The sequence below is a fragment of the Deinococcus metalli genome, assembly GCF_014201805.1.
Classification (GTDB): Bacteria; Deinococcota; Deinococci; order Deinococcales; family Deinococcaceae; genus Deinococcus; species Deinococcus metalli.
Genome location: NZ_JACHFK010000001.1, coordinates 54,148 through 78,431 on the forward strand (window position 1 = coordinate 54,148; position 24,284 = coordinate 78,431).

The following is a 24,284-nucleotide window of genomic DNA, read 5'->3' on the forward strand; positions in this document are numbered from 1 at the left end:
TAGTGGACGGGTGACCACTATGTTGGACGAGGCGGGGACCCAGCTCGCGCAGCGCCTGCGGCTGGAGAGGGAAGCGCGCGGGTGGTCGCTGGCCGACCTCGCCGCGCGCTCCGGCGTGGCGAAGGCCAGCATCAGCAAGATCGAGCGCGGCGAGATGAGCCCCACCGCCGCGCTGCTGGTGCGGCTGGCCGCGGCCTTCGACCTGACCCTGGCGGGCCTGCTGCTGCGCGCCGAGGCGGGCGGCGACCGCGTGGTCCGCGCCGCCGACCAGCCGGTGTGGCGTGACCCCGAGACCGGCTACACCCGCACCCAGGTGTACATGCGCCCCGACCACCCGGTCGAGGTCGTGCGGGTCGTCATGCCGCCCGGCCAGCGGGCGCACCTGCCGGCGTCCAGCTACGCCCGCATCCGGCAGGTGCTGTGGGTGCAGTCGGGCACCCTGACCGTCACCGAGGGCCACGAGCGCCACGAGCTGGACGCCGGCGACGCCCTGGGCTTCGGCCCGCCCGCCGACGTCGTGATCGCCAACGAATCGGCCTCGCCGTGCACCTACGCCATCGCCCTCGCCCGGAGCTGACCATGAGTGATGCCCGAATTGCCCCGCTGACCGCCGATACCCACACCCTGGACCAGCTCACGGCTCTGCTCGTGGAGACCGTCGCGCACGGCGGGTCCGTCAGTTTCATGCACCCGCTGCCACCCGAACAGGCCCGCGCGTTCTGGCAGGGCTCGCTGGACGCGGCGCGGGCGGGCGGGCGCGTCCTGTACGGCGCGTGGGACGGTGACACGCTGGCGAGCACCGTCACGCTGCTGCTCGACGTGCCGCCCAACCAGCCGCACCGCGCCGAGATCGCCAAGATGATGACCCGCTCCGCGTACCGCGGCCGGGGGCTCGCCACCGCCCTGCTGCGAGCCGCCGAGGCCGAGGCGACCCGCCGGGGCCGCACCCTGCTCGTGCTCGACACGTCCGTGGACGGCGGCGCGTCAAAGCTCTACGAGGGCGCCGGCTACATCCTGGTCGGCGAGATCCCGGACTACGCCCTCACGCCGGACGGTCGGCTCAACGGCACGCTGATCTACTACAAGCGGCTGCCCGCCCAGACCTGAAGGGGCCGCGGACATGCTTCGTCCGCGGCCCCCAGGAGGTCGTGCCCTCAGCCCAGGTCGTCCAGGGTGGCGGCCAAGTCTTTCTTCACGCAGGTGAACATCGGCGTGTCGCGCAGGGTGTACATGCTCGCCTCGGTGTAGCGCAGCCGGTGCACCAGATCGACGAACTCCTGCGGGTGGTCGCTGTCGAAACTCACCACGAACTCCTGATCGTCGATGCCGTAGGAGTAGCTCGTGTTGATCCGCACGCCCTTGAAGGGTGCGCTGGCGTAGATGTGCTCGTCCATCATGCCCTGGCGCGAGTGCGGCGTCAGGTCGTACCACGGCCGGGTCTTGATGAACGGGTAGATGAACAGGAACTGCCCCTGCCCCGGCAGCACCTCCAGCCCGTGCCCGCTGCCCTCCACGCGGTTGACGTACTGGCTGCGCTTGTTCATCGACACGAAGTTGAAGGGCTGCGTCAGGTAGCCCATCAGGCGCGTGCGGTTCAGGCGGGCCTGCGCGTCCTGGAACTCGCGCACGTCGAAGGCGATGCGCCACAGCATGAAATCCACGTCGCTGCGCACGCCCACCAGCGAGTACGGCCGCAGGATCAGGCCCTTCTCGGCCGGGGCCGCGTCCACCCAGCCCTGGGCGGCGGCCAGGAACTCGGCCTTCAGCTCGTCGCGCTCCGCCGGCGGCAGGCGCCGGAACGCCGGATCGAGCTTGAAGAACGCGTAGTTCAGGAACTGCCGCTGCGCGCGGTCCGCTTCCCGCTGCGTGACCTGCCCGCTGGGATCGAGGTCCACCATCATCTTCGGACGGCCACCCGCGGGACGCCCCCCGGCCGCAGGTGCCCCGGACTCGGGCGCCGTGCCTTCTGGACGGCCGCTCACTGGGCCACCACTTCGCCGCGCAGGTCCCGCTCCATGCCGAAGTTCGCGCGGTATAGCGCCTGAATGGCGTCGTACTCGGCGCCCATCAGCGGCGCGGCGTCGAAGGCCTGCACGTACTCGTCCAGCCCCACCGCGGAGTAGATGTTCGGCAGCACGCTCGCCATGGCTGGCGAACGCAGTGCGAACTGGATCGCGAGCTGCCCGATGGTGCGCCCGCGTCCCGCCACGAACTGCTCGTTGATCTGCTCGACCTTCTTCAGTCCGTCCTCCATCCACGCCTTGCGCCGGGCGTTGGTGGTCAGGCGCCAGTTGCGGTGGTCACCCGGCTCGAACTCGGTGTCCAGCGTCATGTACCCCTCCAGCAGCCCCGAGGCGTGCGGCACGCGGGCCACCACGCCCACGCCGACGTCCTCGGCCACCGGCAGGATGCGCTCGCCCAGCATCTGCTCCAGCAGGTTGTAGATGATCTGCGTGGGCGCGCGGCGGTCGCGGACGCTGCTGACCCCCTCCTCGATCTGGCGCTCGTTCAGGGCCGGGCCCAGCGCCGTGCCGTACGCGCGGATCAGCCCCTCGGCCTTCGCCCTGTCCAGTTCCGCCCACAGGTCGTCCGCCAGGGCCGAGCCGGGCTGGAGCGCGTCCATGCGCGGGTTGTGCAGCTGGTAGTAGTCGATGTAGTCCGTTCCCAGGCGCCTGAGGCTCCCCTCCAGCGCCCGGCGAAGGTGCGCCGGCGACCAGTCGTGCGGCCGTTCCTGCTGCCCGGCGCGTTCCGGGTTGTTGTAGATGTCATAGCCGAACTTCGTGCCGATCACGATACGGTCGCGCACGTCACCCAGGGCCTCGCGCTGCAGCTCCTCGGCGCGGCCCGAGGCGTAGGTGTCGGCGTTGTCGAAGAAGGTCACGCCGAGGTCGAAGGCGCGGCGCAGCAGCTGCTTGCCCATGCCCTCGTCCTTGACGCCCCACCACGTCGTGCCCACGGTCCACACGCCGAATCCGACCGCGCTGACGGTCAGGTCGGTGCCCTGCAACTTGCGGTATTCCATGCCCGCACTATTCCACCGTCCGCCGGGGATGGATGGCCCGCACCTGACCACACGATGTGAACTGTCCTGTGAAGGAATGAACACCGCTGCCCCTGAATGGGCTGCCTGCCAACGAGGGAAATGTCATAGTGGACTCACGTCTTCCACATCCGCGCCGAGCGCTTTCCTCACTTCTGTTCAGGAGCCTGCATGCCGCGAATTCCCGTCCGTCTCGCCTCGACCCTCTTGCTCACCGGCGTTCTGGCTGCATGTAGTCAGACGCCCGCGCCGACCACCGAAGACACGTTGCCGCCCGGCAGTCCCTACGCGGGCGGCGCTTCCTATCCCTGGAGCGACCGCCTCGAAGCACCTGTCGCCGACCCCTACGCCGCCGGCCGCGACTACCCGTGGTCATCCCCCCAGGCCGCCAGCACCCTGGCCACGCAGGGGTTGAGCGCAGGGGTGAATCAGCTCAGCGACCTGCCGTGGACGTCCGCCAGCAACTTCTGGGGTCCCATCTCGCGGGACAAGAGCAACGGCGAGCAGGGTGAATTCGACGGCCACACGCTCACCATCGGCGGACAGACCTTCGCCAAGGGGCTGGGCGTCCACGCCGACAGCACGGTCAAGTACGCACTGAACGCGCAGTGCAGCGCCTTCACGGCCAGTGTCGGGATCGACGACGAGGTCGGCACTCTGGGCCGGGCGACGTTCCAGGTGCTGGGGGATGGCAAGGTGCTGTACACCAGCCCGGAACTGACGGGTGCGGACACGGCGAAGGCGGTGTCCGTGAACGTCTCGGGCGTCAGGGAACTGACCCTGAACGTGCTCAAGGGCGCGAACACGTACTACGACCACTCGGACTGGGCGGACGCGAAGGTCACGTGTCAGGCGCTGAAGCCGAGTGGCACGGTGTATGTGAGCGACCTGGCGTACACCAGCGCCACCAACGGGTGGGGGCCAGTCGAGATCGACCGCAGCAATGGCGAGCAGGGGCAGTTCGACGGCAAGCCCATCACGGTCGAGGACCAGGTCTACGCCAAGGGTCTGGGTGTGCACGCGAACTCGGCGATCACGTACGACCTCGGTGGGCAGTGCACGGCGTTCGAGTCTGTCGTTGGCGTGGACGACGAAGTCGAAGCGCGGGGATCGGTGGTGTTCCAGGTGTTCGGTGACGGCCGCAAGCTCTACGAGAGCAGTGTGCTTCAGGGGGGAGTACGCAACTATTACCCCGTGGCGCGGGCCAACGTGACCGGCGTGCGTGAACTGAAACTGGTCGTCACGGACTTCGGCGACGGCAAAAACTTCGATCACGCCGACTGGGCTGACGCCAAGCTCGCGTGCTCCACGCCCGGCGCCTCCGGCACGTTCGACCCCACCTTCGGCGTTGCGGGGCACGCCAACGTCGGTGGTGTCGACAGCGTCGTGGAACCGGACACTTCCGTGGTGCTGCTCGGGGCCGACTTCACGGTCAAGCGCGTGTCGTCTGCGGGCATTGTGAGTGCGGCGGGTGCCGCCGTTGTTCCCGGCGGGACGGCCATGGCGCTGGCCCGCCAGGCGAACGGCAACCTCGTGGCGGTCGGTCAGGCGAATAGCGCCGTGGTGGTCGTGCGGTACCTGCCGAGCCTTCAGCCCGATCCGAGCTTCGGCACGGGCGGCGTGGTCGTGGTGCAGTACGGCCAGGCGGTGCCCGACGCCCTGTTTGGACCGACCGCGGCCGTGTCATCCGGCCGCGACGTGGCCGTTCAGGCAGATGGAGGGGTGGTGATCGTCGGGACGGCCAGCCGGGCATTCACGTCATCCCCTGGTGTGCGCATCTTGACTCCGCAGTTCCTCGTCGCGCGTCTCAGCGTCACCGGGACGGTAGACACCACCTTCGGAAACGGCGGCTCGGTCGTGTCCGGGGGAGAAGATTATCTGAGCCCCCAGTACCGCAATGATGGCGCTGTAAACGACATGCTCTCCGCCGTCGCTCTCCAGCCGGACGGGCGCATCGTCGCCGTGGGCAGTTCGGAGTACATCAGTCAGTACACCCCCTTCGTGTTCCGCTTCCAGACGAATGGGCAGCTCGACCCGAGCTTCTGCGGCGACGGTATCTGTGGCGTGTTCACCCAGGCTGGGTACGGTGATCTGCTGCGGGCTCTGCTGATCGAGCCGGACGGCAGCATCGTCGTCGGCGGGGCCACCGAGCGCTTCCAGACCCTGGCCGTCATTGCGCGCCTCACCTCCTCCGGCGCGCAGGCCGGCGGCGCGATTTTCCAGATCGCCGATTACTTCTACGAGCAGGGCTCCATCTACAGTCTGGCGCGCCAGGGCGACGGCAAGATCGTGTTCGGGGCTGTGACCCGCAACGACCGTGGACTCGGGCGCCTGAACGCGGACTTCACTCTTGACACGACCTTTGGTGATCTGGGTACCGGCTATGTCCGGGTGCAGACCGGGATCACCTCCGTGAACATCGACCCCCTGAACCGCATCGTGGCCAGCGGAGCGACCGACACGGTGCGCGTCCTGCCCTGACCTCCCCCTGTTCAGCAAGGCCGCCCTGCACGTCCGGGCGGCCTTGGCGTGTGCCGGCGCGCTACCCTCGGCGCATGCTCAAGCACGTGTCCTTCCTGTCCCGTGATCTGCCCGCGACCCTGGCCTTCTACGAGGGGCTGGGCGGCGTGGTCGAGAAGGACGTCGTGACCGCCGAGGGGTACCGGCGCGGCGTGGTGCGCGTGGGCGAAGGCCGCCTCCAGTTCTTCCAGATTACGGGTGAGGTGCCGGCCCCGCACGGGCACTGGGCAGAGCACATCGCCGTGTCTGTCCGCGATCTGCGCTCTGTGCTGGCCGCGCTGCGGACGGCGGGCGCGACGGTCACGCGCGACCTCCAGCCCAGCCCGGGTGGGCGGGACATGGCGTTCGTGCTCGATCCGGACGGGCGGCAGGTGGAACTGCTGGAAGCAGACGCCTGAAGCGTTAGGGGCCCTCGGTGTAGACGCGGCTGGGGTAGTAGTACTTCTGCAGCAGCAGCTTGCCCAGCGCGACCGTGGGCACGGCCAGCAGCGCGCCCGCGAAGCCCAGCAGAGCCACGCCGACCAGGATGGCGAGCAGCACGGTGATGGGGTGGAGGTCCGTGGTGCGGCTCAGGATGTACGGGCTCAGGAAGTTGCCCTCAATCTGGTTTGCGGCGACAAACACCACGATCACCAGCACGGCCTTGATCAGGCCGCCGGGCATGGTGAGGGCCAGCAGCAGGGCGGGGGTGGCGCCGATGATCGGACCGAGGTACGGCACGATATTGAACGCGCCGGCCAGGAAGCCGATGGCGGCGGCGCTGGGAATGCCGACGATGGTCAGGCCCAGCCACACGAACACGCCGATGAACACGGCGATCAGCAGTTGCCCGCGCACGTACCCGCCGACGGATGTACCGACCAGGTCCGACAGTTCCAGCACGCGCGGCTGCCACGGGCGCGGGAAGATGCCGAGCAGCGTGGCGTTCACGCGCGAGTAGTCGAGCATCAGGTACACGCTCAGCAGCAGGATCAGCAGCACCTGCCCGACCACGCCGCCGATCGAGACCAGACCGCTGAACAGCGTGCCGGTCGAGGACAGGGCGTTTTGCAGGATGGGCACGATGTTCTTGCCGAGGTTCTCGACGTAGGCCTGGGCGGCCAGCACGATCTTCTCGCGCGCGCCGGTCAGGCCGGTCACGCCGCGCGCCGTGAGCCACTGCGTGAGGTTGTCGAAGGTGTCGCCGGCGGAGCCGATCAGGTCCGGGAGTTTCTGGAGCAGCTGCACGAGCTGCGAGCTGACGGTGACGAGCAGCGCGCCCGCCATGGTGAGCACGCCCAGGAAGATCAGCACCACGAAGAACACGCCCAGACCACGCCCCACCCGGCCGCGTTCCAGCCATGTCAGCAGGGGGTTGGCCAGGTACGCGATCAGGAAGGCCACGGCGAAGTCCACCAGCACCGAGCGGATTTCCCCGGCCAGCCGCCACGCGACGAAGATCGCCAGGAGGAACACGGCCAGGCGCACCCAGGGAAAGCTCCACGCGTGCTGAAAGGCGGTGGGGCCGCGCTCGGCGCGCAGAGATCTGGAGTTCGGGGTGGGGGCACTCACGTCGCTTTCACTCTACGGTACGTCCGCCGGGGCGTTGACCTGCATTGCCTGGAGGTAAAGGCGCGCGGGGAGGGGCGGCCCTCCCCGCGCGGGCGGGCCGGGCTCAGTACGAGCGGGTGACGACCTGCCCGTTCTGGCCCATCGGCTGGGCCGCGCCGCCGTTCACGCTGACCCGCACGCCGCCGGCGTTCCCGGCGCGGATGGTCACGCCCTTCGGGAAGCCCTTCACGCTGCCGGCCGGTGGGGTGCCCTGGTACAGGATGACGCCGCCGGGGCCGGTCACCCGGGTCCAGGAGGGCGCGGCGAAGGTCACGCTGACCGCAGAGCGCGGCGCGGTGGTGGCGCTCGCCGCGGGGGTGGCCGGGGCGGCGGCGGCGGGCGTCACGGTGGGGGCGCTGCCGGGGCGGTTGAGGTCCGTCAGGCTGCTGCGGCCGGTGCCGGTGGCGGGCAGGGTGGCGCGCAGGTAACGGCCGGCCGTCAGCGAGATGGACTGCTTGAGCGGCTGCCGGCCACCCAGTTCCACGCGCAGCTCCGCCTGGTCGCGCTGGTCGACCGGGAAGGCGTTCAGGGGCGTGGTGCCCAGGTCGCGGTTGTCGAGGTACACGCGCGCGCCGCTGGGCACGCTGCGGACCGTCAGGCGCACGGTGGTCGGAGCGGGCGTGGGCGCAGGGGCGGGCACCGGGGCCGGCGCGGGCGTGGCCGGAGCGGCGACGGCCGCCGGCGTGGGCGGCGCCACCACGACGGGCGGGGGGCGCAGGTACGTGCTGTACGCGTAGTACCCGCCGGCGCCCAGCACGATCACGGCGGTCAGCGCCCCGGCGATCACCGCCGGGCTCACGCCGCTGGCCGAGCGGTTTGGGGTGGGCACGCCGCGCAGGCTCTGCGCGACTTCCGGGGTGGGGGGCACGCTGCGGTCGAAGTCTGCGATCAGCGGCGTGGGATCGAGGTTGAGTTCACGCGCGTAGCGTTGCAGGTACGAGCGGGCGAAGGTGCGCTCGGGGAGCAGGGCGGTGTTGCCCTCCTCCAGGGCGCGCAGGTAATCGCCGCGGATCTTGGTGCGGACCGAGAGTTCCTGGGTGCTCAGGCCCAGGGCCTCGCGGGCTTGTTTCAGCGTGCTGCCGAAGCTCATGCTGCCCACCTTAACCTTTTTGTGAACGGGTGGTCTGTGCGGTCCAGCCGTCCACTAGCCGTCATACGGACGGCCCAGTGCGCGGGGCGCCCGGCTGCGGCCGGTCAGGATCAGGGCCAGGATGGTGATCACGTACGGCAGGGCGCTGACCAGCGTGGGCGGCAGCAGGTCGGTGCCGCCCAGCGCGATCGACAGCGCCTGCAGGAAGCCGAACAGCAGGGTGGCGCCCAGCACGCCCAGCGGTTTCCACTGCCCGAAGATCAGGGCGGCCAGGGCGATGAACCCCGAGCCCGCGCTGATGTTGCGCACATACGAGTCGAGGTTCCCGATGCTCAGGAACACCCCGGCGGTGCCGGCCAGCATGCCCGAGAGGATCACGGCCGAGTAGCGCATGCGCCGCACATTGATGCCCATGCTGGCCGCGGCGCCCGGCTGCTCCCCGGTGGCGCGCAGCCGCAGGCCGTACGGCGTGCGGTACACGACGTACCACGTCACGGCCACGATGATGAACGCGAAGTACACCGGCGGCGAGAAGCGCAGCTCACCCACGCCCCACAGCGGCAGCCCCTGGTTGAGCTTGGGGCTCTCGGTGGAGGTCTGGTACAGCGCGGTCAGGATCACGGCGGGCACGCCGGTGGCGAGCAGGTTGATGGCCGTGCCGCTGATCACCTGGTCTGCGCGGTACTTGATGCTCAGGAGCGCGTGAATCCACGCGATCAGGCCGCCGACCAGCATGCCGGCCAGCCAGCCGAACCACGGGGCCGCCGCGCCCAGACTGGGTTCCAGCGCCTTGGCACTGACCGCCCCGGCCAGCGCGCCGAAGATGATCAGGCCGTCCAGGGCGATGTTCACCACGCCGCTGCGCTCGCTGAACAGGCCGCCCAGCGCCGTGAGCAGCAGCGGCACCACCGAACGGATGAAGGTCGCCAGGAAGGCGGTCGTGAGGAGCTGCGCGAACAGACCGTCCATCACTTGCCTCCTTCACGGGTGATCTGCTCGCTGCTCTGGCCGACGTTGGGGTTCGGAGTGGCGCGTTCCAGCGCGGCCTGGTCCGGGCTCAGGTGGGTACCGGGCGGCGGTCCGCCCGCCCCGGCCGCCACGAGCTGCGGCGGCGGCGGATCGGTCAGGCGCCGGCTCAGGAAGCCCCCGGCGGCGATGAACAGCACGATCAGCGCCTTGAGCACCGTCACGATGTCCCGGTTCACGTTCTCGAGCTGCCGCGAGACCTCCAGGCCGCCGGTGTCGACCGTGCCGAACAGCAGGCTGGACACGACCACGCCCGCCGGGGTGTTCTGGCCCATCAGCGCCACCGCGATGCCGTCGAAGCCGACGTTCACAGGCATGTTGCCCTTCAGGCGGTACTCGTCCAGCGCGCCCCCGTTCACGTAGTGCAGCCCCGCCAGGCCGGCGAACATCCCGGCGATGGTCATGGCAAGCACCGTGCCGCGCGCCACGCTGATCCCGCCGTACTCGGCCGCCTTGGGCGACAGGCCCACCGCGCGCAGCGCGTACCCGGTCGAGGTGCGCCACATCAGCGTGCCGAAGAACGCCACGCACAGCAGCGCGATCAGGAACGACGCGTTGAGCTGCGAGCCGGCGATATTCACGGGAATCCCGATGCGCCACGTGACGGCCCCGGCGATCACCGCGATCAGCAGCGCCATTCCCGTGCGGCGGGCCTTCAGCACGGCCCGCGCCACGAAGAACGCCACCAGCGCGACCAGCAGGCCGATGCTGATGGCCGTCTGCCCGCCCGAGCCGACGTTCAGCAGCCCCAGCATGGTCGGCAACTGCGCGCCGGGTTGCAGCACCTCGCTGCGCGCCTCGAAGCCCTCGGCCTTCAGGCCCAGGTGGTAGGTGCGGCCCAGGAAGGGGAAGGTGTCGGTGCCGATCAGAAAGATGAACACCGCCGAGGCGATGTAGTTGAGCATGATGGTGTTGATGACCTCGCTGGACCCGAAGCGGGCCTTGAGCACGCCGGGAATGGCGCCCCACAGCGCGCCGAAGGCGCCGGCCGCGATGATCGACAGCGGCAGCAGGCCCCAGCCCAGCCACGCCGGGCCGTACACGCCGGCCAGCATCGCGCCGACCGCGCCCATGGTCAGCTGGCCGGGCCCGCCGATGTTGAACAGGCCGGTGCGGAACGCGAACGCGACCGACAGGCCCGTGAAGATCAGCGGCGTGGCGAGCTTCAGGGAATCGAGCAGCGGGTTGAGGCTGGTGACGGGCGCGAACAGCGACGAATACACGAAGTACACCAGGTCGCTCTTGGCCAGCCAGCCCCCCACGAGGCCCAGCGGTTTGCCGCTGAGGTTCACGGCCGGCTGCACGATCAGGACCACCACCGCCCCCACCGCGATGGCCAGGGAAATCGCGCTGACCGGCACCAGCAGGCCGCGCAGGCGGTTGTACCGCTCGTGCCACCACGCCCGTCCGCTCAGGCCCGCCCCGGTGGCGATCAGGCCGCCCAGCACCGGCAGGAACAGGCCCAGGTTCATGCCGCCGCCCGCATAGAAGTTCCGCAGCTGCCGCTTGGCGCCGGGCCGCAGGGCGGTGTCGGCCATCACGCGGCCCACCTGCTCACTCAGGGTCGCGTCGAGCCGCAGCACGGCCGCGGCCGCCAGCACGAAGGCCAGCAGCGCCGTGATCCACAGCCACGTCGCGCGCCGCAGCGCGCCGATCACCGTCGCGACCAGCAGGGCCAGCGTGGCCCAGCCCAGGCCCAGGATCAGTCCGGTGGGCGGCAGGGGCGCGTCCTGGTACGAGGAGAGGTTCAGCAGGCGGCCCGAGAGGTGCAGCAGCACGGCGTCCGCGTCCGTGCCGCCGCGGCCCAGGGTGGCCAGCGGGAACAGCAGCATGCCGGCGGCGGCCACGGCCGCAGCGATCAGCGCGATGCGCGCGCCGTCCCCGGTCGGGCGGGTGTCAAGAGCGGTCGTCACGCCGCCATTGTACGGGGCGCCCCTGCTCCCGGCGAGAACTGCGGCGGGCCGCGCGGCCGGGGCTGCTATGCTCGCGGGCGGTATGGAACGCACTTTTGCCATGATCAAGCCCGACGGCGTCCGCCGTGGCCTCACGCCCGAGATTCTCGCCCGCATCCAGCGCAAGGGGTACCGCGTCATCGGCCTCAAGCAGATGGTCATTGCCCGCGAGACGGCCGAGGCCCACTACGCCGAACACAAGGAGCGCCCCTTCTTCGGGGAACTCGTGACCTTCATCACCGGCGGTCCCGTGGTCGCCATCGCCCTGGAGGGCGAGAACGCCATCAGCGGGTGGCGGGCCATGATGGGCGCCACGAACCCGGCGAACGCCGCGCCCGGCACCATCCGCGCGGACTTCGCCACCACCACCGGCGAGAACGTCACCCACGGCAGCGACAGCCCGGAGAGCGCCGCGCGCGAACTCGGCCTGTTCTTCCAGGACAGCGAACTGCTGGCCTGAGCGGCCGCCGGGGTGCCGCCGAGCTGCCGTCCGCCTGGACGCCCAGCTGGACGGGAAATGCAAGGTTCCTGTCATGACCGCCTGCATACGATCGCGCTGAGGGTATGTCGAGGCGGACCACTCCACTCCAGGACCTGCTGCTGCGCAGCCAGCTGGCCGCCGTGCTGGCGGCCAGCGCGGCGTACGTGGCCTACGCGCTGCTGACGGCGCTGATCGATCCGCCCGGCGCGTTTCCGCTGGCGTACCAGACGCCGAAATACTGGGCGGCCGTGGTCGCCGCGGCGACCATCGTCGCCCTGACCGCCGTGCCGCACCGACTGAAGACCGTGTACCTGGCCGCAGCGGCCGGGTACGCGGTCGCCACGCTGTTCGAGCTGCCCCGCGCGGCCACCGGCGGGATGTCCGTTCACCTGATGCTGTGGCTCACCCTGAACGTGCTGGTGTCCTTCGTGGTGTTCGGCGCGCGGCCGGCCGCGGCCCTGAACGCCCTGGGCACGCTGCTGCTGCTGGGCGCCGTGGTGGTTCGCGGGCCGCTGCCCGCCGCGCAGCGCGCCGACTGGATCACGGCCGTGATCGTGATGGGCGTGGCCGGCATGATCGCGTACACGCTGATGACCTTTATCGAGAACAACCTGCTCCAGCACGCCCAGGACAGCGAGAAGCTGCTCGCCGCGCGCCAGGACGCCGTGACCGACGTGTACGGCCGCGGCGCCATCGAGGAGGAGCTGCACCACGCCATGGAGCACGCCAACCGCACGAATACGCCCATGAGCATCGTCGTGACGGACATCGACCACTTCAAGCAGGTGAACGACCAGCACGGCCACGCCTTCGGGGACGACGTGCTGCGCGCAGTCGGCAAGCGGCTGCGGCGCAACGTGGGCGGCATCGGCGGCATGGTGGGCCGCTGGGGCGGCGAGGAGTTCATCGTGCTGCTGCCGGGTCTGTCCAAGCCGGACGCGCTGGCGCTCGCCGAACGCCTGCGGCGCGAGATCGGCGACACGCCGCTGGCTGGCCTGCCCGTCACCGCGAGTTTCGGTGTGGCGTCCTACCGCGGCACGGGCGACACGCCGGACCAGCTGTTCGGCCGGGCCGACATGGCGATGTACGAGGCCAAGCGCTCGGGCCGCAACGCCGTGCGCTGATTCAGCGGAACGCGCTCAGCAGGTCCGGGTCGCGCTGCGCGGCGTATCCGCGCGTCACCAGCCGCAGGGCCTCGCCCGCGCGCAGCACGAGCACGTCCTTCAGGCCGGACGTCGCGGCGGGACGCAGCGCGGGGCCCTGGGCGGTCTGGACGGTCGCCGCGCCTGCGCCGGCCGCGTCCTGCGCGCTGAACGTCGGCTTCTCGACGATCAGGTTCCACGCCTGTGCGCGGGAATCGCCGTCGTAGGTGATGGTCATCGCGGCGGCCTGGAGCGGCGGGTGGGTCGTCCACACCACCGAGCGCAGCCCTCCGGGCAGGCGGTCGCGGTGGTCGGCCTGCGCGTCGAAGGTGCCGTTGGCGGTGAAGATCAGCTGCTGCTCCAGCGTGTTCGCCGCAGGGCTGCGGTGGCACGCCGTGAGCAGCAGCGCGGCCAGCAGCAGCCCCGGGCGGCGGACGGTCATACCCGCACCATACGTCCCCGCGCCCGGCGGGAGCATGTGCAAACATCCCGGCATGGACGCCCACCGCTCGGCCCTGGTGGTGACCGGGGCGCTGCTGCTCGCGCTGCTGGCGCTGGGGCTGTCGCTGCAGCTGGGCTACCGGCGGGGGGCGGCGCGCTGGCCGCACCACGCCCTGTACTTCGCCGTGGTGGCCGGGACCGGCGTGGCCGCCGCGCTGACGTGGCGCGCGGGCGCGGCGGCCTGGGCGCTGCTGCCTGCGCTGGCCCTGCTGCTGACCATGCCGCGCACCCGCCCCGGCACGGCCGGGCACTGGCAGCGGGCGCTGGTGTGCGCGCTGGCGTACGCGCTGGGGGCATGGGGGGCGTGGTAGGGGAGGACTGCTAGCCTGGGCGCATGGAACTCATCGAGGGGATGCTGGCCCGGCGGACCACCAACGGCCCCTTCCGCCCGGACCGGGTCAGCCGCGAGCACCAGCACACGCTGATGCGCGCCGCGCAGGCCGCGCCCAGCCACTTCAACTCGCAGCCGTGGCGCTTCGTGCTGGTCGAGCATCCGGACACCATCGCCCGCGTGGCGCAGCTCAGCGGCGACAGCATGACCGAACTCATCGAGGCCGGCGTGTTCTTCGAGCGCTACCGCCGCTACTTCCGCTTCAGCGCCCAGGAGATGGACGCCCGGCGCGACGGCATTCACATCGACCACCTGCCTGGCCCGCTGCGGCCCTTCACGCGCCAGATCTTCTCCGACGCGGGCCTGAAGGTCATGCGGCAGCTCGGCGTGCCCAGAAAGCTGGGCGAGGACAACCGCAAGCTGGTCGCCGGCAGTCCGCTGCTGCTGGCCGCGCTGCTCGACAAGACCGAGTACCGCCCAGGCGAGCTGTCGGGCTTCTACTCGGTGTTCGGGCTGGGCGCGGCCATCGAGAACATCTGGAACGCGGTGGGGGAACTCGGCATGGGCATCCAGTTCATCAGCACGCCCATGGAGATTCCCCGGCAGTGGCAGGCCATGCAGGAACTGCTGCGCGTGCCGCCGGAGCTGGAACTCATGGCGGTGTACCGTCTGGGCTACCTGCCGGAGCATGAGGCGCGGCCCAGCATCGACTGGAGCAGCCGCCAGCGCAAACGCCTGGAGCAGTTCGTGTACCGGGAAACGTGCGACACGCCCGAAGCGGAGGTGGTCCGGTGACGCCCCTGAAGGTGCTGCACGTCGGTCTGGGCGGGTGGGGCCGCAGCTGGATGACGGTCACCGCCGCCGAGGAGCGCGTGGAGGTCGTCGGCTACGTGGACGCGTCCGCCGAGGCGCTGGCCCTGGCACAGGCGCAGGGGGCGCCGCCGGAGCGCTGCTTCACGTCGCTGGCGGACGCGCTGCAGGGTGCGGGCGCCGAGGGTGTGCTCGTGACCACCAACGCGGTCGGGCACGCGCCGGTGGCCCTGGCGGCGCTGGAGGCGGGCCTGCCGGTGCTGATCGAGAAGCCCTTCGCGATCAGCGTGGCCGAGGCCCGCACGGTCGTGGACGCCGCGGCCGCGAAGGGTCTGGCCGTGATGGTCAGCCAGAACTACCGCTTCCATCCGGCCGCGCAGGCTGCCGCCGCGTGGGTGCGCTCTGCGCCCTACGGCGAGGTCGGCGTGGTCGAGGTCGAGTTCCGCCGCGACAGCGCCCGCACCGCCGCGAGCGCCCACCACCTGCTGCCCCACCCGCTGCTGCTCGACATGGCGATCCACCACTTCGACCTGATGCGCTTCGTGCTGGGGCGCGAGGCGGTGTCCATCGACTGCCACGCCTTCAACCCGCCGTGGAGTCCCTTCCGCGACCCGGCCTCGGCGGTCGCCACGGCCCAGTTCCAGGGCGGCGTGACTGTCAGTTACCGCGGCACATGGGCGAGTTCCGGCGTCAAGACCCCGTGGTCCGGCGAGTGGCGACTGGACGCGCGGGACGCCGAGCTGTGGTGGACCGGCCGTGACGACCCGCCCGCCGACCGCGCCACCGTGCGCCCGGTCGGCAAGCGGGCCCGCGCCCTGCCGCTGCCGCCGGTCACGCACCTCGACCGGGCCGGCGCGCTCGCCGAGTTCGTGCACGCTGTGCGTGGGGGGCGTGAGCCGCAGAGCAGCGGGCGCGACAACCTCGGCAGCCTCGCGCTGGCCCTGGCCGCCATCCGCTCCGCGCAGGAGCGCCGCACCGTGCCGCTGGCCGAGCTGCTGGACACCTGAACGCCCGGGCGCGGGCGACCGTGAAGGGACGGTCAGTTCGGGCCGGGAGCAGCGCCCCGCCCACGGGTGCAGAATGCCGCGGGAGGCACCACCCATGACCAACAGCACCACGCTCAACGCCGCGCAGAGCGGCACCTTCCAGATCGGCGGCGACCTGAGCGTCAACCGCCTGGGCTTCGGCGCCATGCGCGTCACCGGCGACGGGATCTGGGGCGAGCCGGCCGACCGCAGCGGCGCCCTGGCGACCCTGCGCCGACTGCCGGACCTCGGCGTGAACTTCATCGACACCGCCGACAGTTACGGCCCGGCCGTCAGCGAGGAACTCATCCGCGAGGCGCTGCACCCCTACGACGCGGTCGTGATCGCCACCAAGGGCGGCCTGACCCGCACCGGCCCGAACGTGTGGATTCCCGTGGGCCGCCCCGAGTACCTCAAGCAGCAGGCATACATCTCGCGCCGCCGCCTGGGCGTGGACGTCATCGACCTGTGGCAGCTCCACCGCATCGACCCCAAGGTGCCGCGCGACGAGCAGTTCGGCGCCATCCGCGAGCTGATGGACGAGGGCGTCATTCGCCACGCCGGGCTCTCGGAGGTCGGCGTCGAGGAGATCGAGGCCGCGCGCAAGGTCTTCCCGGTGGCGACCGTGCAGAACCTCTACAACCTCGTGAACCGCAAGTCCGAGGACGTCGTGGAGTACTGCGCCCGCGAGACCATCGGCTTCATTCCGTGGTTCCCGCTGGCCGCCGGCAGCCTCGCGCGGGAGGGCAGCGTCCTGAGCGACGTCGCTGGGCGCGTGAACGCCAGCCCGTCGCAGGTGGCGCTCGCGTGGGTGCTCCGGCGCAGCCCCGTCATGCTGCCCATTCCCGGCACGGGCAAGGTCGCGCACCTCGAGGAAAATGTTGCCGCCGCCGCACTCGAACTCTCCGACGAGGACTTCCGGACGCTCGACGAGGTCGGTCAGGCCGAGTGGGCCAAGGAAAGCCAGCAGCAGGCCTGAGCCCACGCCGCCATCAGCCCCGAAACAGGCCCCGGAGCATGCGTCTCCGGGGCCTGTTGCTGTGGGCCGACGTCCCGGGCACCGCCAGATGTCGTGCGCCGGCGGTCAGGCTAAGGTCTCCTGAATCCGGCGGCACGGTTCCCGTCAGCTCCCGCACGGCAGAATGCCGGGATGACGTTTCCCCCCGTGCCGGTCGTGCGCGCGCTGGTGACCGGCACCCCGCCGCACCTGACGCCGCAGACCGAGATCCGCGCCGCGGCCAGCACCCTGTTTCCGCGCATGGCCGCGCGCCCCCACATGCTCGACGTGTTCGACAACGCGCAGATCGACACCCGCGCCCTGGCCCGCCCGCTGGCGTGGTACCTCAGCCCGCGCGGCTTCGGCGAGAAGAACGACCTGTTCTTAGAGGAGGCCCGGACGCTGCTGCGGCGGCTGGCGGCCGAGGCGCTGGAGCGCGCACAGGTGGCGCCCGCCGACGTGGACGCGGTGATCGTCGTGAACACCAGCGGCCTGAGCACACCCAGCCTGGACGCGGACCTGATCGGCGCCCTGGGTCTCAACCGGCACGCGGCGCGGCTGCCGGTGTGGGGTCTGGGCTGTGCGGGCGGCGCGGCCGGGCTGGCCCGCGCGGCCGACCTGGTGCGCGCGGGCTTCCGGCGCGTGCTGTACGTGGCCGTGGAACTGTGCTCGCTGACGCTGGTCAAGGGCGACGAATCCAAGAGCAACTTCGTGGGCACCGCGCTGTTCTCGGACGGCGCAGCGGCGCTGGTCGTGACCGCTCCGGACGTGCCCGGCCCGCCGCCGCTGGCGGAACTGCACGGGGCGTACTCCACCCTGATCGAGCACAGCGAGGACATCATGGGCTGGGACGTCGTGGACGACGGCCTGAAGGTGCGCTTCTCGCGCGATATTCCCACCCTGGTGCGCAGCATGATGCGGGACAACGTGCAGGGCGCCCTCGCCGGGCACGGCTGGTGCCGGGAGGGCGTCCAGACGTACGTGGTGCATCCGGGCGGCGTGAAGGTGCTCGCCGCGTACGAGGAGGCCCTGGAGTTGCCGCCGGGTGCGCTGGACGCGAGCCGCCGCGTGCTGCGCGACTACGGCAACATGAGCAGCGTGACCGTGCTGTTCGTGCTGGAGGAGACCCTCAAGGCCGCGCCGACCGGACGCGCCGTCCTGAGCGCCATGGGGCCCGGCTTCAGCGCCGAGCACGTCCTGCTGACCTTTCCTGGAGCGTAGGGCCGGGGCGAGCCGCGCTGGACTCGCCCCGGGCTGGAAACTCGAATTACGCGCCCTGGTCGCCGTCCACGGTCTTGTCGGGGTTCGTGGCCGCGCCGCTGGCGGGCAGGCCGTCCTTCATGCCGCCGTAGGTGCTGGGGTTGGCGTCCGGGCCGCCGGGCTGGGCCGCGCGGGGATCGGTGGTGGCGCTCGTCTGCTGGGCGGTGCTGGTCGTGGCGCCCGCGTCGGCGTTCTCGTCGCTGACGTCGGGATAGATGCCCTGGGTAGCCGGATCGCCGGGGTTCTTCGGCGTGCCGGTATTCCACTGCGCCTGGTCGTTGATGGTGTCCTGCGAGACGTTGGTGTGCGCCTCGGTGCCCGGCTTGCCTTCTCCCATGCTCCAGCCTCCCCGCCCCGCAGACGGGGCGCCGCGTTGTGAATGCCCGCTCAGCGTATCCTGCGTTCCGTTGGCTTTCGGTGGGTGGGCATTTACGAGACGTTGGGCGTGGCGTGCCGGGCGGCTGGGCCAGCCGTCACGGCCGACGGTTGATGGGCTGCGAGCCGTCCAGCTCGCCGGTCACCCGCTGCGGGGTCTGCTCGACCTGGCGCGCCTTGTCCTCCATGCCGGGCGCGGGCACCTTCTTCACGTCGCTCAGGTCGTTCGTGTCCTTGGAGCCGCCCTCCGGGTGGGTCGGGTGGGCGGACGTGAAAGCCTTGTCGGTCATGGTGCACCTCCTGGGTCCGTCCAGCGTAGGCAGCGCCGCCCTCTCTCGGGTGGGTGGCCGGTGATGTCGGCTTCATTCGTACGCCACCCGGGATTCAGTCGCCCGAGGACTTCCCGGTGCCGAAGGTCAGCTCCAGGCCGTCGGCGAGCTGAGCGCGCTCGGCGGCGCTCAGGCGCGCCTCCGGATGCAGGGGTACGTACGTCCGGTCCGGCATGCGGCCGGTGCGGACTTCCTCGGCGGCCTCGTCGGCCTTGCGGCCGTAGCCCGGCACGTTGATGTCGAACTTGCCGCGGCCCTCGTCCACGTGGCGCTGCACCAGCCACGACACCGGCGCGACGTGGCTGTACCACGGCCACACGGTCGCGTGGCTGTGGCAGTTTGCACACGCGCGCGTGAACAGCGCCTTGGTGTCCGGGTCGCTCCACGGCGGCGTGGCCGTGACCGGCGGGTTGGTGTGCGCCCGGCCGTACGGCACGAGCTGGATCAGCACGAACGCGGCGAGCAGGCCCAGCAGCACCCGGGGCAGCAGCGGACGGCGGGACGGGGTCAGGCGCACGGAGCGCCTTGCCGCCGCGGGCGGGCGGGATGCGGGAAGCGGCTCACGTGAGCCGCCAGCGCAGCAGGCGCAGGCCCATGAACACCACGAACACCGTGCCGCCCTCGTGCGCGACCACGCCCAGCGGCAGCGGCACCTGGCCGGCCACCGCCAGCGGCGCGACGATCACGATCACGCCGAACGCGAAACTCAGGTTCGTGATCACGGTGCGCCGGGCCGCGCGGGCCAGCCGCACCGCGCCCGCGAGCTTGCCGAGATCGTTCTGCATCAGCACCACGTCCGCGCTCTCGATGGCGACGTCCGTGCCCGACGCGACGGCCACGCCCAGATCGGCGCGGGCCAGGGCGGGCGCGTCGTTCACGCCGTCCCCGACCATCGCCACCGGGCCGGGCAGCTCCCCGATGATCCGCAGCTTGTCCTCCGGCAGCAGTTCCGCGCGGAACTCGGTCAGGCCCAGGTCGGCCGCGACGGTCTGCGCGACTTCCCGCCGGTCGCCGGTCAGCATCACCGGGTGGGCGATCCCGCTGCTCCGCAGGTCGCGCAGGGCGTCCGCGATGCCGGGCCGCAGCGCGTCCGCCACGCCCATCAGCCCCACGACCTGCCGGCCGCGCCCGACGATCACGCTGGAACTGCCCTGCGCGTTCAGGGCCGCGAGCGCCGCCTCCTGCTGCGCGCTGAGGCTGGCGCCCTCGTGTCCGGCCAGTCGCACGTTGCCCGCCCACACCCGCTGGCCGTGGCTGTCCAGGGCCGTGATGCCCTGACCGGGTACGGCCTGCGCGTCCTGCACGTGCTCGGGCGCCGCGCCGCGCTCCCGGGCCGCGGTCACCACCGCCTGCGCGATGGGGTGCTCCGAATGGCCCTCCAGCCCGGCGGCGAGCGACAGGGCCGCGCCCTCGTCGGCCGCGACGACCCGGGTCACGGTCATCTTCGCCTGGGTCAGCGTGCCGGTCTTGTCGAAGGCGACCGTCTGCACGCCCGCAAGGGCGTCCAGCGCCGCCGAACTCTTGAACAGCACCCCGGCGCGGGCGGCGGCGGCCATCGCGGAGAGCATCACCGCTGGGGTGGAGATCACGACCGCGCACGGCGACGCGACCACCATGAAGGTCATCGCGCGGTACCACGCCTGATCGACCGGCAGCGTGAAGCCGTAGCGCAGCAGCGCGTACACCAGCGGCACGCTGAGCAGCACGACCAGCGCATAGGGGCTCTCCCAGCGTTCGGTGACGCTCTCGGTGCGGCTTTTCTGCGTCTGGGCCTGCTCCATCAGGGCGACCAGCCGCGCCAGGGTGCTCTCGCCGGCGGGGCGCGTGACCTCGGCCTCCACGCTGCCGTTCAGGTTCACGGTGCCCGACGCGAGGGCCGCGCCCGGCGCCTTGTCCACCGGCACGCTCTCGCCGGTGATGGAGCTCTCGTCCACGCTGGTACTGCCCCGCACGACGCGGGCGTCGGCCGCGACGCGCTCGCCGGGCCGCACCACCAGCAGGTCGCCGATCCGGATCTCACCGAGCTGGCACCAGCGCTCCACGCCGTCCCGGCGCACCGTGGCGCCCTCGGGGTTCAGGTTCATCAGAGCCTGGATGGCGCTGGACGTGCGGCCCATGGCCCAGTCCTGGAGGGTGTTGCTCAGCGAGAACAGGAACAGCAGGATCGCGCCGTCCGCCGCCTGCCCGATGCTCGCCGCGCCCAGGGCGGCCAGCACCATCAGCAGGTCGACGTCCAGCTTGCGCTCCTTGAGCAGCGAGTGCAGAGCCTCGCGCCCGGCGGGAATGCCGCCCGCCAGGAACGCCAGCACATACCCGGCCCACATGAGGGCCGGGACGTGGATCAGGTATTCGCCGATCAGGCCGATCAGCAGGCCCAGCAGGGTCAGGCCGGTCAGCACGACGGCGCGCCGGAGTTCGGGGGACATCACGAAGCGTCGGGACACGGGGGCCTCGGCGCGGGCAAGTCGGGCGGGGGTGGAGGTGGTCACGGGAACTCCTGATGGGGGAGGGAGGTGGCTTTAATAGGAATCATTCTCAGTAAGCTGATTCTACTCCGCCCGGCGCCCCGACTCAACGCATCAACCGGAGTGGAGTAGTCGGATTTCTCCGCCCCCAGCGCGGCGCTGCCATCACGGCCGAGGGGGCGCCGACCATGTGGCGCCCCCTCCATGCCCCGCGAACGGAGTGGTGTCCTCAGCCGGGTCGCGTCACTCGCGTCACGTTCAGTGCGTGCTCGCCGTCGTCCCGCCGCACCCGGAACGCGCTCGTCACGCCCGCGGCCTGGGTCAGCGCCACCTCGTCGAACAGCACGCCGGTCACGTCCTGCCCGTCGTAGGTCAGCACCACGTCGCCCTCGCGCAGCCCGGCCAGGGCGGCGGGGCTGCCCGGCTGCACGAAGATGCAGCGCAGGCCCCGGCCGTCCGAGGCGGCACCGAAGCCCGCGCCCAGCATCCCCCGGTCGCGTAGCCTCGGCAGAAACTTGTGGATCAGGCGGAGCTGGCCCCGGTGGTTCAGCTCGTCCTCGAACACGTGGAACCACATGAAATGCCGGTTGCCGGTGCTGCCCCAGAACGGCAGCGGCTCGTCCAGCCACACGTCGTCGTGCGCCGCGAACAGCCGCAGCGTCTGCGCCCGCACCTCGGCCAGCTGCGTCAGGTAGTGCCGCAGCGGACGGCCCCGGATGTCCGCGCGGCCCCGTTCGCCCAGGTCGAGGCCCGGCCACCACTTCGCCTCCAGTGCTTCATCCGGGTTGGGGTGACCCTCGCTGATGAGCTGGTAGATGCGCTCCACTGCCGCGAAATGCTCCAGCAGCATGCCCGCGCTGTTGCCGAACTCCGGCGGAATCAGGTCCAGCTCCTCCACGCTCATGCCCTGCACGGCCTGGAGGGTCGTCTCGCGCCCGTACTCCATCATGCCCACCAGCCGGGCGATCATGGGGGTGAAGCCGGGCCGGTCGGAGATCAGGAAGTCGGACATATCGTCAAGCGTACTGTGCGGGAATCAGCGCTCTCTGGGGTCGGGCGGACCACCACGCCGGCTGAAGTCGATGAAGGCGGAGTGAACGCTTTCCCGTCAGTGTCCTCACATGCGTCACAGGAAGACTGGAGGGGCCAGAGAGGGCGCGCCCTGTGGCCAAGGAGCCGACCATGCCGAACCACACGCCACCGGGCTGGCCGCTGGATGACCCAAGCGCTGCCCTGCACACCTTTCTGACGACGCTGCCCGGTCCGCCCAGGCTGCTGGGCCTGGGCGAACCGTCCCACGCCATCGACGCTGTTCCTGCGTGGGCGCTGCGGCTGCTGCGGCCGCTCGTCGAGGAGCACGGCTTCCGTTCGGTCGCCGTCGAGAGTGACGCTGTCGCCGGCCTCCGCGTGAACGCCCACGTCACGGCGGGCGAGGGAGGCGTGAATGATGTGCTGCTCACGGGCTTCAGCCACGGCTTCGGCGCGCGCCCGGCATATCGGGATCTGGTCACGTGGCTGCGGAACTTCAACGCGCCGCGGCAGGCCGCCGATCACGTCCGGTTCTACGGTGTCGATGCGTCCACCGAGACCATGTGGGCGTCCAGTCCCCGCACGTCTCTGCTGGCGCTGCACGCCTTCCTGGGCGCGCACCTGTCGGAGCTACCGGCTGATGCCGCCACCATAGAAGAGCTGTGCGGCGAGGACACCCGCTGGACGAACCGGGCCGCCGCGATGGACGCCGCGCAGTCCGTGGGGGCCGACGACCGTGCCCGGACCCTGCGCTGGCTGGCCGACGAGCTGCTGACCCTGCTGGAGGCCGAACGGGCGCGGCTGTCCGCGCATCCCGACGCCCTGTGGCACGCCCACCTGCACGCCCGCACCGCCCAGGGCCTGCTGCGCTACCACGCCGTGATGGCCGACCCCACGCCCCGGCGCGTGGCCCGCATGCTCACCCTGCGGGACGCGGTCATGGCCGACCATCTGGTCGCCGTGGCCGAGCGGGAACGTCCGCGCGGCCCCACCCTGATCCTCGCGCACAACCAGCACCTGCACCGCCACCTCAACCACTGGCGCTTTGGGCCGGAGGTGCTGGAGTGGTCTCCCGCGGGTCTGCGCCTGACCGAGCGGCTGGGCGACCAGTACGCGGTCATCGCCACGGCCGTCGGTGAGGGCGAGGGGCTGCCGCCGCCCCTGCCTGGCACGGTGGAGGGGTGGCTGGCCGCGCAGTCCGGGGCGCCGCGACTGTACGCCACACGCGACCTGCTCCGCACCATGCCAGATGGCCTGACCAGACGGGCGGATACGGCCGGGAACCACGCGTACTCTCCGCTAAGACCCGAGCACCTGGGGGCGACGGACGGCCTCCTCGTCCTGCCCCGCGCCGGATTCAGCCCTTGACCTCCGCCGCGAGGTTCAGCACCGCTTTCTTCAGGAACGGCGCACCCTGGCCCTCGGCCAGCACCTCGCCGGTCGCGCCGTCCACGATGCGGGCCTGGGCACGGGCGGTGCCGCTGCCGTCGCGCTCCACCACGATCTCGATGCGCTGTCCGGCGGCCAGGGCCTGCGCGGCGTAGTTCATGCACCAGTCCGTCCAGTTGACGTTCTCGGCCGGGGCCTTGTTCGCTTTCGCCTCCTGCTTCTCGTGGTACGCCTGCGTCTTCTGGTCCACGTGCGTGCGCGCGACCTCGAAGCGCTCTGGGGTGCTCAGCGAGTCGAAGGGCACCTCCTCGCCGCTCTGCGGGTGGTGCACCGTGGTGTCCGGCGTGAGTTTCTGCACCACGTTCGCCATGATCCGCAGCTCGGCCGGGTGCGCGGGGGCGTCCCACGGCACGTCGTCGCCAGTGCTCGCGGTTTCCATGAGGCGGGCGACCATGCGCTGCTGTTCGGGTTCCAGGCCGGTCAGGATGGTCGCGGCGCCCTTCAGCGCGCGGGCCTGGCGCTCGCTCTGCGGGTCGATGCCGAGGGGCTCCAGCACGCGGGCCACGTCGGCCGCGTCGATCAGGCGGCCGGCCTGGGCACGTGTGAAGCCCCAACGCTGCTCCAGGTACGTCTCGAAGTCCGGATGGGTGGTGCGGTACAGGGCGTTGTCGCGGATCTGGGTCAGCGCCTCGCCGGTGCGGCGAAAGTCGCGCAGGCCGTCGCGCACGGTGCGTTCCAGGGCGTCCATGCGGGCGCGTTCGTGGGGTTCCAGGGCGGGAGTGGGGGGAGCAGGGAACACGGTCATGGCGGGAACCTCGGCGCAGTGGGATGTCCGGCGCAGGGTACCAGAGTCAGACTGTTGTCTCTATAGGGGTTACAGGTAGTGGCGGGGCGTGCCTGGGCGGGTAACGCCCGTCAGCACAGGGGGGAGG

The 24,284-nt window shown here is 71.1% G+C and carries 25 protein-coding genes; 12 read left to right on the forward strand and 13 right to left on the reverse strand.

What is annotated here, in order from left to right; all coding sequences use genetic code 11:
• The first annotated feature begins 19 nt into the window (after positions 1 to 19).
• Positions 20 to 577: a helix-turn-helix domain-containing protein gene (locus tag HNQ07_RS00285; protein WP_221274688.1), complete on the forward strand. Its 558-nt coding sequence runs from the start codon at positions 20 to 22 to the stop codon at positions 575 to 577.
• 2 nt (positions 578 to 579) lie between these two features.
• A complete protein-coding gene (locus HNQ07_RS00290; protein ID WP_184108715.1) occupies positions 580 to 1,107 on the forward strand; it encodes a GNAT family N-acetyltransferase in 528 nt (175 codons plus the stop codon).
• A 47-nt stretch (positions 1,108 to 1,154) separates the two neighbouring features.
• Here the strand turns inward: HNQ07_RS00290 and HNQ07_RS00295 are convergent, their stop codons facing one another.
• Positions 1,155 to 1,901, reverse strand: a complete 747-nt coding sequence (locus tag HNQ07_RS00295) for a chlorite dismutase family protein (protein ID WP_184108717.1) — start codon at positions 1,899 to 1,901, stop codon at positions 1,155 to 1,157.
• 77 nt (positions 1,902 to 1,978) lie between these two features.
• Complete coding sequence (locus HNQ07_RS00300; RefSeq protein ID WP_184108719.1) at positions 1,979 to 3,022, reverse strand: aldo/keto reductase; 1,044 nt, start codon at positions 3,020 to 3,022, stop codon at positions 1,979 to 1,981.
• Between the two features lie 189 nt (positions 3,023 to 3,211).
• Here HNQ07_RS00300 and HNQ07_RS00305 point away from each other — a divergent pair, with 189 nt between their 5' ends.
• Positions 3,212 to 5,521 (forward strand): NPCBM/NEW2 domain-containing protein, encoded by a 2,310-nt coding sequence (locus tag HNQ07_RS00305; RefSeq protein ID WP_184108721.1) that lies wholly within the window; start codon positions 3,212 to 3,214, stop codon positions 5,519 to 5,521.
• Positions 5,522 to 5,595: 74 nt separating this feature from the next.
• Positions 5,596 to 5,958 carry a VOC family protein gene (locus HNQ07_RS00310; protein ID WP_184108723.1) on the forward strand — a complete coding sequence of 121 codons (363 nt, stop codon included), beginning with the start codon at positions 5,596 to 5,598 and terminating at the stop codon, positions 5,956 to 5,958.
• A gap of 4 nt (positions 5,959 to 5,962) precedes the next feature.
• Here the strand turns inward: HNQ07_RS00310 and HNQ07_RS00315 are convergent, their stop codons facing one another.
• The 4 genes from HNQ07_RS00315 to HNQ07_RS00330 form a co-directional block, all read right to left on the reverse strand.
• Positions 5,963 to 7,111 (reverse strand): AI-2E family transporter, encoded by a 1,149-nt coding sequence (locus HNQ07_RS00315; RefSeq protein WP_229831817.1) that lies wholly within the window; start codon positions 7,109 to 7,111, stop codon positions 5,963 to 5,965.
• A 103-nt stretch (positions 7,112 to 7,214) separates the two neighbouring features.
• Entirely contained in the window at positions 7,215 to 8,240 is a 1,026-nt protein-coding gene (locus HNQ07_RS00320) for a RodZ domain-containing protein (RefSeq protein WP_184108725.1), read from the reverse strand.
• Between the two features lie 54 nt (positions 8,241 to 8,294).
• A complete protein-coding gene (locus HNQ07_RS00325) occupies positions 8,295 to 9,209 on the reverse strand; it encodes an ABC transporter permease (RefSeq protein ID WP_184108727.1) in 915 nt (304 codons plus the stop codon).
• Positions 9,209 to 11,179 (reverse strand): ABC transporter permease, encoded by a 1,971-nt coding sequence (locus HNQ07_RS00330; RefSeq protein ID WP_229831816.1) that lies wholly within the window; start codon positions 11,177 to 11,179, stop codon positions 9,209 to 9,211. Before HNQ07_RS00330 ends, HNQ07_RS00325 begins: the two co-directional genes overlap by 1 nt.
• An 82-nt stretch (positions 11,180 to 11,261) precedes the next feature.
• Here HNQ07_RS00330 and ndk point away from each other — a divergent pair, with 82 nt between their 5' ends.
• Both ndk and HNQ07_RS00340 read left to right on the forward strand, forming a co-directional pair.
• Positions 11,262 to 11,678 (forward strand): nucleoside-diphosphate kinase, encoded by a 417-nt coding sequence (gene ndk, locus HNQ07_RS00335; RefSeq protein WP_184108729.1) that lies wholly within the window; start codon positions 11,262 to 11,264, stop codon positions 11,676 to 11,678.
• A gap of 104 nt (positions 11,679 to 11,782) precedes the next feature.
• Positions 11,783 to 12,823, forward strand: coding sequence for a GGDEF domain-containing protein (locus HNQ07_RS00340; RefSeq protein ID WP_184108731.1), 1,041 nt, complete (start codon positions 11,783 to 11,785; stop codon positions 12,821 to 12,823).
• Position 12,824: 1 nt separating this feature from the next.
• Here HNQ07_RS00340 and HNQ07_RS00345 read toward each other — a convergent pair whose 3' ends face one another.
• The gene (locus HNQ07_RS00345; protein ID WP_229831815.1) at positions 12,825 to 13,283 is read right to left on the reverse strand and encodes a hypothetical protein; all 459 of its coding nucleotides are present in this window, start codon (positions 13,281 to 13,283) and stop codon (positions 12,825 to 12,827) included.
• A 34-nt stretch (positions 13,284 to 13,317) separates the two neighbouring features.
• Here HNQ07_RS00345 and HNQ07_RS00350 point away from each other — a divergent pair, with 34 nt between their 5' ends.
• From HNQ07_RS00350 to HNQ07_RS00370, 5 genes are all read left to right on the forward strand, one after another.
• On the forward strand, positions 13,318 to 13,653 hold the full coding sequence (locus HNQ07_RS00350; RefSeq protein ID WP_229831814.1) for a hypothetical protein: 336 nt from the start codon (positions 13,318 to 13,320) through the stop codon (positions 13,651 to 13,653).
• A gap of 23 nt (positions 13,654 to 13,676) precedes the next feature.
• Positions 13,677 to 14,468, forward strand: coding sequence for a nitroreductase family protein (locus HNQ07_RS00355; protein WP_184108733.1), 792 nt, complete (start codon positions 13,677 to 13,679; stop codon positions 14,466 to 14,468).
• Positions 14,465 to 15,490: a Gfo/Idh/MocA family protein gene (locus HNQ07_RS00360; protein WP_184108735.1), complete on the forward strand. Its 1,026-nt coding sequence runs from the start codon at positions 14,465 to 14,467 to the stop codon at positions 15,488 to 15,490. Before HNQ07_RS00355 ends, HNQ07_RS00360 begins: the two co-directional genes overlap by 4 nt.
• 94 nt (positions 15,491 to 15,584) lie before the next feature.
• Positions 15,585 to 16,487: an aldo/keto reductase gene (locus HNQ07_RS00365; protein WP_184108737.1), complete on the forward strand. Its 903-nt coding sequence runs from the start codon at positions 15,585 to 15,587 to the stop codon at positions 16,485 to 16,487.
• A gap of 171 nt (positions 16,488 to 16,658) precedes the next feature.
• Positions 16,659 to 17,726, forward strand: a complete 1,068-nt coding sequence (locus tag HNQ07_RS00370) for a type III polyketide synthase (protein WP_184108738.1) — start codon at positions 16,659 to 16,661, stop codon at positions 17,724 to 17,726.
• Between the two features lie 46 nt (positions 17,727 to 17,772).
• On the opposite strand, the gene HNQ07_RS00375 is transcribed toward HNQ07_RS00370, so the two are convergent.
• From HNQ07_RS00375 to HNQ07_RS00395, 5 genes are all read right to left on the reverse strand, one after another.
• On the reverse strand, positions 17,773 to 18,102 hold the full coding sequence (locus HNQ07_RS00375; RefSeq protein ID WP_184108740.1) for a hypothetical protein: 330 nt from the start codon (positions 18,100 to 18,102) through the stop codon (positions 17,773 to 17,775).
• Positions 18,103 to 18,238: 136 nt separating this feature from the next.
• Entirely contained in the window at positions 18,239 to 18,430 is a 192-nt protein-coding gene (locus HNQ07_RS00380; RefSeq protein WP_184108742.1) for a hypothetical protein, read from the reverse strand.
• 94 nt (positions 18,431 to 18,524) lie between these two features.
• Positions 18,525 to 18,986 carry a heme-binding domain-containing protein gene (locus HNQ07_RS00385; protein WP_229831813.1) on the reverse strand — a complete coding sequence of 154 codons (462 nt, stop codon included), beginning with the start codon at positions 18,984 to 18,986 and terminating at the stop codon, positions 18,525 to 18,527.
• Positions 18,987 to 19,029: 43 nt separating this feature from the next.
• On the reverse strand, positions 19,030 to 20,958 hold the full coding sequence (locus HNQ07_RS00390) for a heavy metal translocating P-type ATPase (RefSeq protein WP_184108744.1): 1,929 nt from the start codon (positions 20,956 to 20,958) through the stop codon (positions 19,030 to 19,032).
• A gap of 205 nt (positions 20,959 to 21,163) precedes the next feature.
• Complete coding sequence (locus HNQ07_RS00395) at positions 21,164 to 21,946, reverse strand: mycothiol transferase (RefSeq protein WP_184108746.1); 783 nt, start codon at positions 21,944 to 21,946, stop codon at positions 21,164 to 21,166.
• Between the two features lie 170 nt (positions 21,947 to 22,116).
• Here HNQ07_RS00395 and HNQ07_RS00400 point away from each other — a divergent pair, with 170 nt between their 5' ends.
• Entirely contained in the window at positions 22,117 to 23,331 is a 1,215-nt protein-coding gene (locus HNQ07_RS00400) for an erythromycin esterase family protein (RefSeq protein WP_184108748.1), read from the forward strand.
• Here the strand turns inward: HNQ07_RS00400 and HNQ07_RS00405 are convergent.
• Positions 23,321 to 24,157, reverse strand: coding sequence for a hypothetical protein (locus HNQ07_RS00405; protein WP_184108750.1), 837 nt, complete (start codon positions 24,155 to 24,157; stop codon positions 23,321 to 23,323). The genes HNQ07_RS00400 and HNQ07_RS00405 overlap by 11 nt on opposite strands.
• Positions 24,158 to 24,284: the final 127 nt, after the last annotated feature.

Bases quoted from the DNA above. Each gene is read 5' to 3' on its own strand.
- HNQ07_RS00320 (WP_184108725.1), bottom strand. From the start codon at position 8,240: ATGAGCTTCGGCAGCACGCTGAAACAAGCCCGCGAGGCCCTGGGCCTG.
- HNQ07_RS00295 (WP_184108717.1), bottom strand. From the start codon at position 1,901: ATGATGGTGGACCTCGATCCCAGCGGGCAGGTCACGCAGCGGGAAGCG.
- HNQ07_RS00340 (WP_184108731.1), top strand. From the start codon at position 11,783: ATGTCGAGGCGGACCACTCCACTCCAGGACCTGCTGCTGCGCAGCCAG.
- HNQ07_RS00290 (WP_184108715.1), top strand. From the start codon at position 580: ATGAGTGATGCCCGAATTGCCCCGCTGACCGCCGATACCCACACCCTG.
- HNQ07_RS00300 (WP_184108719.1), bottom strand. From the start codon at position 3,022: ATGGAATACCGCAAGTTGCAGGGCACCGACCTGACCGTCAGCGCGGTC.
- HNQ07_RS00365 (WP_184108737.1), top strand. From the start codon at position 15,585: ATGACCAACAGCACCACGCTCAACGCCGCGCAGAGCGGCACCTTCCAG.
- HNQ07_RS00375 (WP_184108740.1), bottom strand. From the start codon at position 18,102: ATGGGAGAAGGCAAGCCGGGCACCGAGGCGCACACCAACGTCTCGCAG.
- HNQ07_RS00350 (WP_229831814.1), top strand. From the start codon at position 13,318: ATGTGCAAACATCCCGGCATGGACGCCCACCGCTCGGCCCTGGTGGTG.
- HNQ07_RS00370 (WP_184108738.1), top strand. From the start codon at position 16,659: ATGACGTTTCCCCCCGTGCCGGTCGTGCGCGCGCTGGTGACCGGCACC.
- HNQ07_RS00380 (WP_184108742.1), bottom strand. From the start codon at position 18,430: ATGACCGACAAGGCTTTCACGTCCGCCCACCCGACCCACCCGGAGGGC.
- HNQ07_RS00405 (WP_184108750.1), bottom strand. From the start codon at position 24,157: ATGACCGTGTTCCCTGCTCCCCCCACTCCCGCCCTGGAACCCCACGAA.
- ndk (WP_184108729.1), top strand. From the start codon at position 11,262: ATGGAACGCACTTTTGCCATGATCAAGCCCGACGGCGTCCGCCGTGGC.
- HNQ07_RS00355 (WP_184108733.1), top strand. From the start codon at position 13,677: ATGGAACTCATCGAGGGGATGCTGGCCCGGCGGACCACCAACGGCCCC.
- HNQ07_RS00285 (WP_221274688.1), top strand. From the start codon at position 20: ATGTTGGACGAGGCGGGGACCCAGCTCGCGCAGCGCCTGCGGCTGGAG.
- HNQ07_RS00395 (WP_184108746.1), bottom strand. From the start codon at position 21,946: ATGTCCGACTTCCTGATCTCCGACCGGCCCGGCTTCACCCCCATGATC.
- HNQ07_RS00345 (WP_229831815.1), bottom strand. From the start codon at position 13,283: ATGACCGTCCGCCGCCCGGGGCTGCTGCTGGCCGCGCTGCTGCTCACG.
- HNQ07_RS00325 (WP_184108727.1), bottom strand. From the start codon at position 9,209: ATGGACGGTCTGTTCGCGCAGCTCCTCACGACCGCCTTCCTGGCGACC.
- HNQ07_RS00305 (WP_184108721.1), top strand. From the start codon at position 3,212: ATGCCGCGAATTCCCGTCCGTCTCGCCTCGACCCTCTTGCTCACCGGC.
- HNQ07_RS00400 (WP_184108748.1), top strand. From the start codon at position 22,117: ATGCCGAACCACACGCCACCGGGCTGGCCGCTGGATGACCCAAGCGCT.
- HNQ07_RS00310 (WP_184108723.1), top strand. From the start codon at position 5,596: ATGCTCAAGCACGTGTCCTTCCTGTCCCGTGATCTGCCCGCGACCCTG.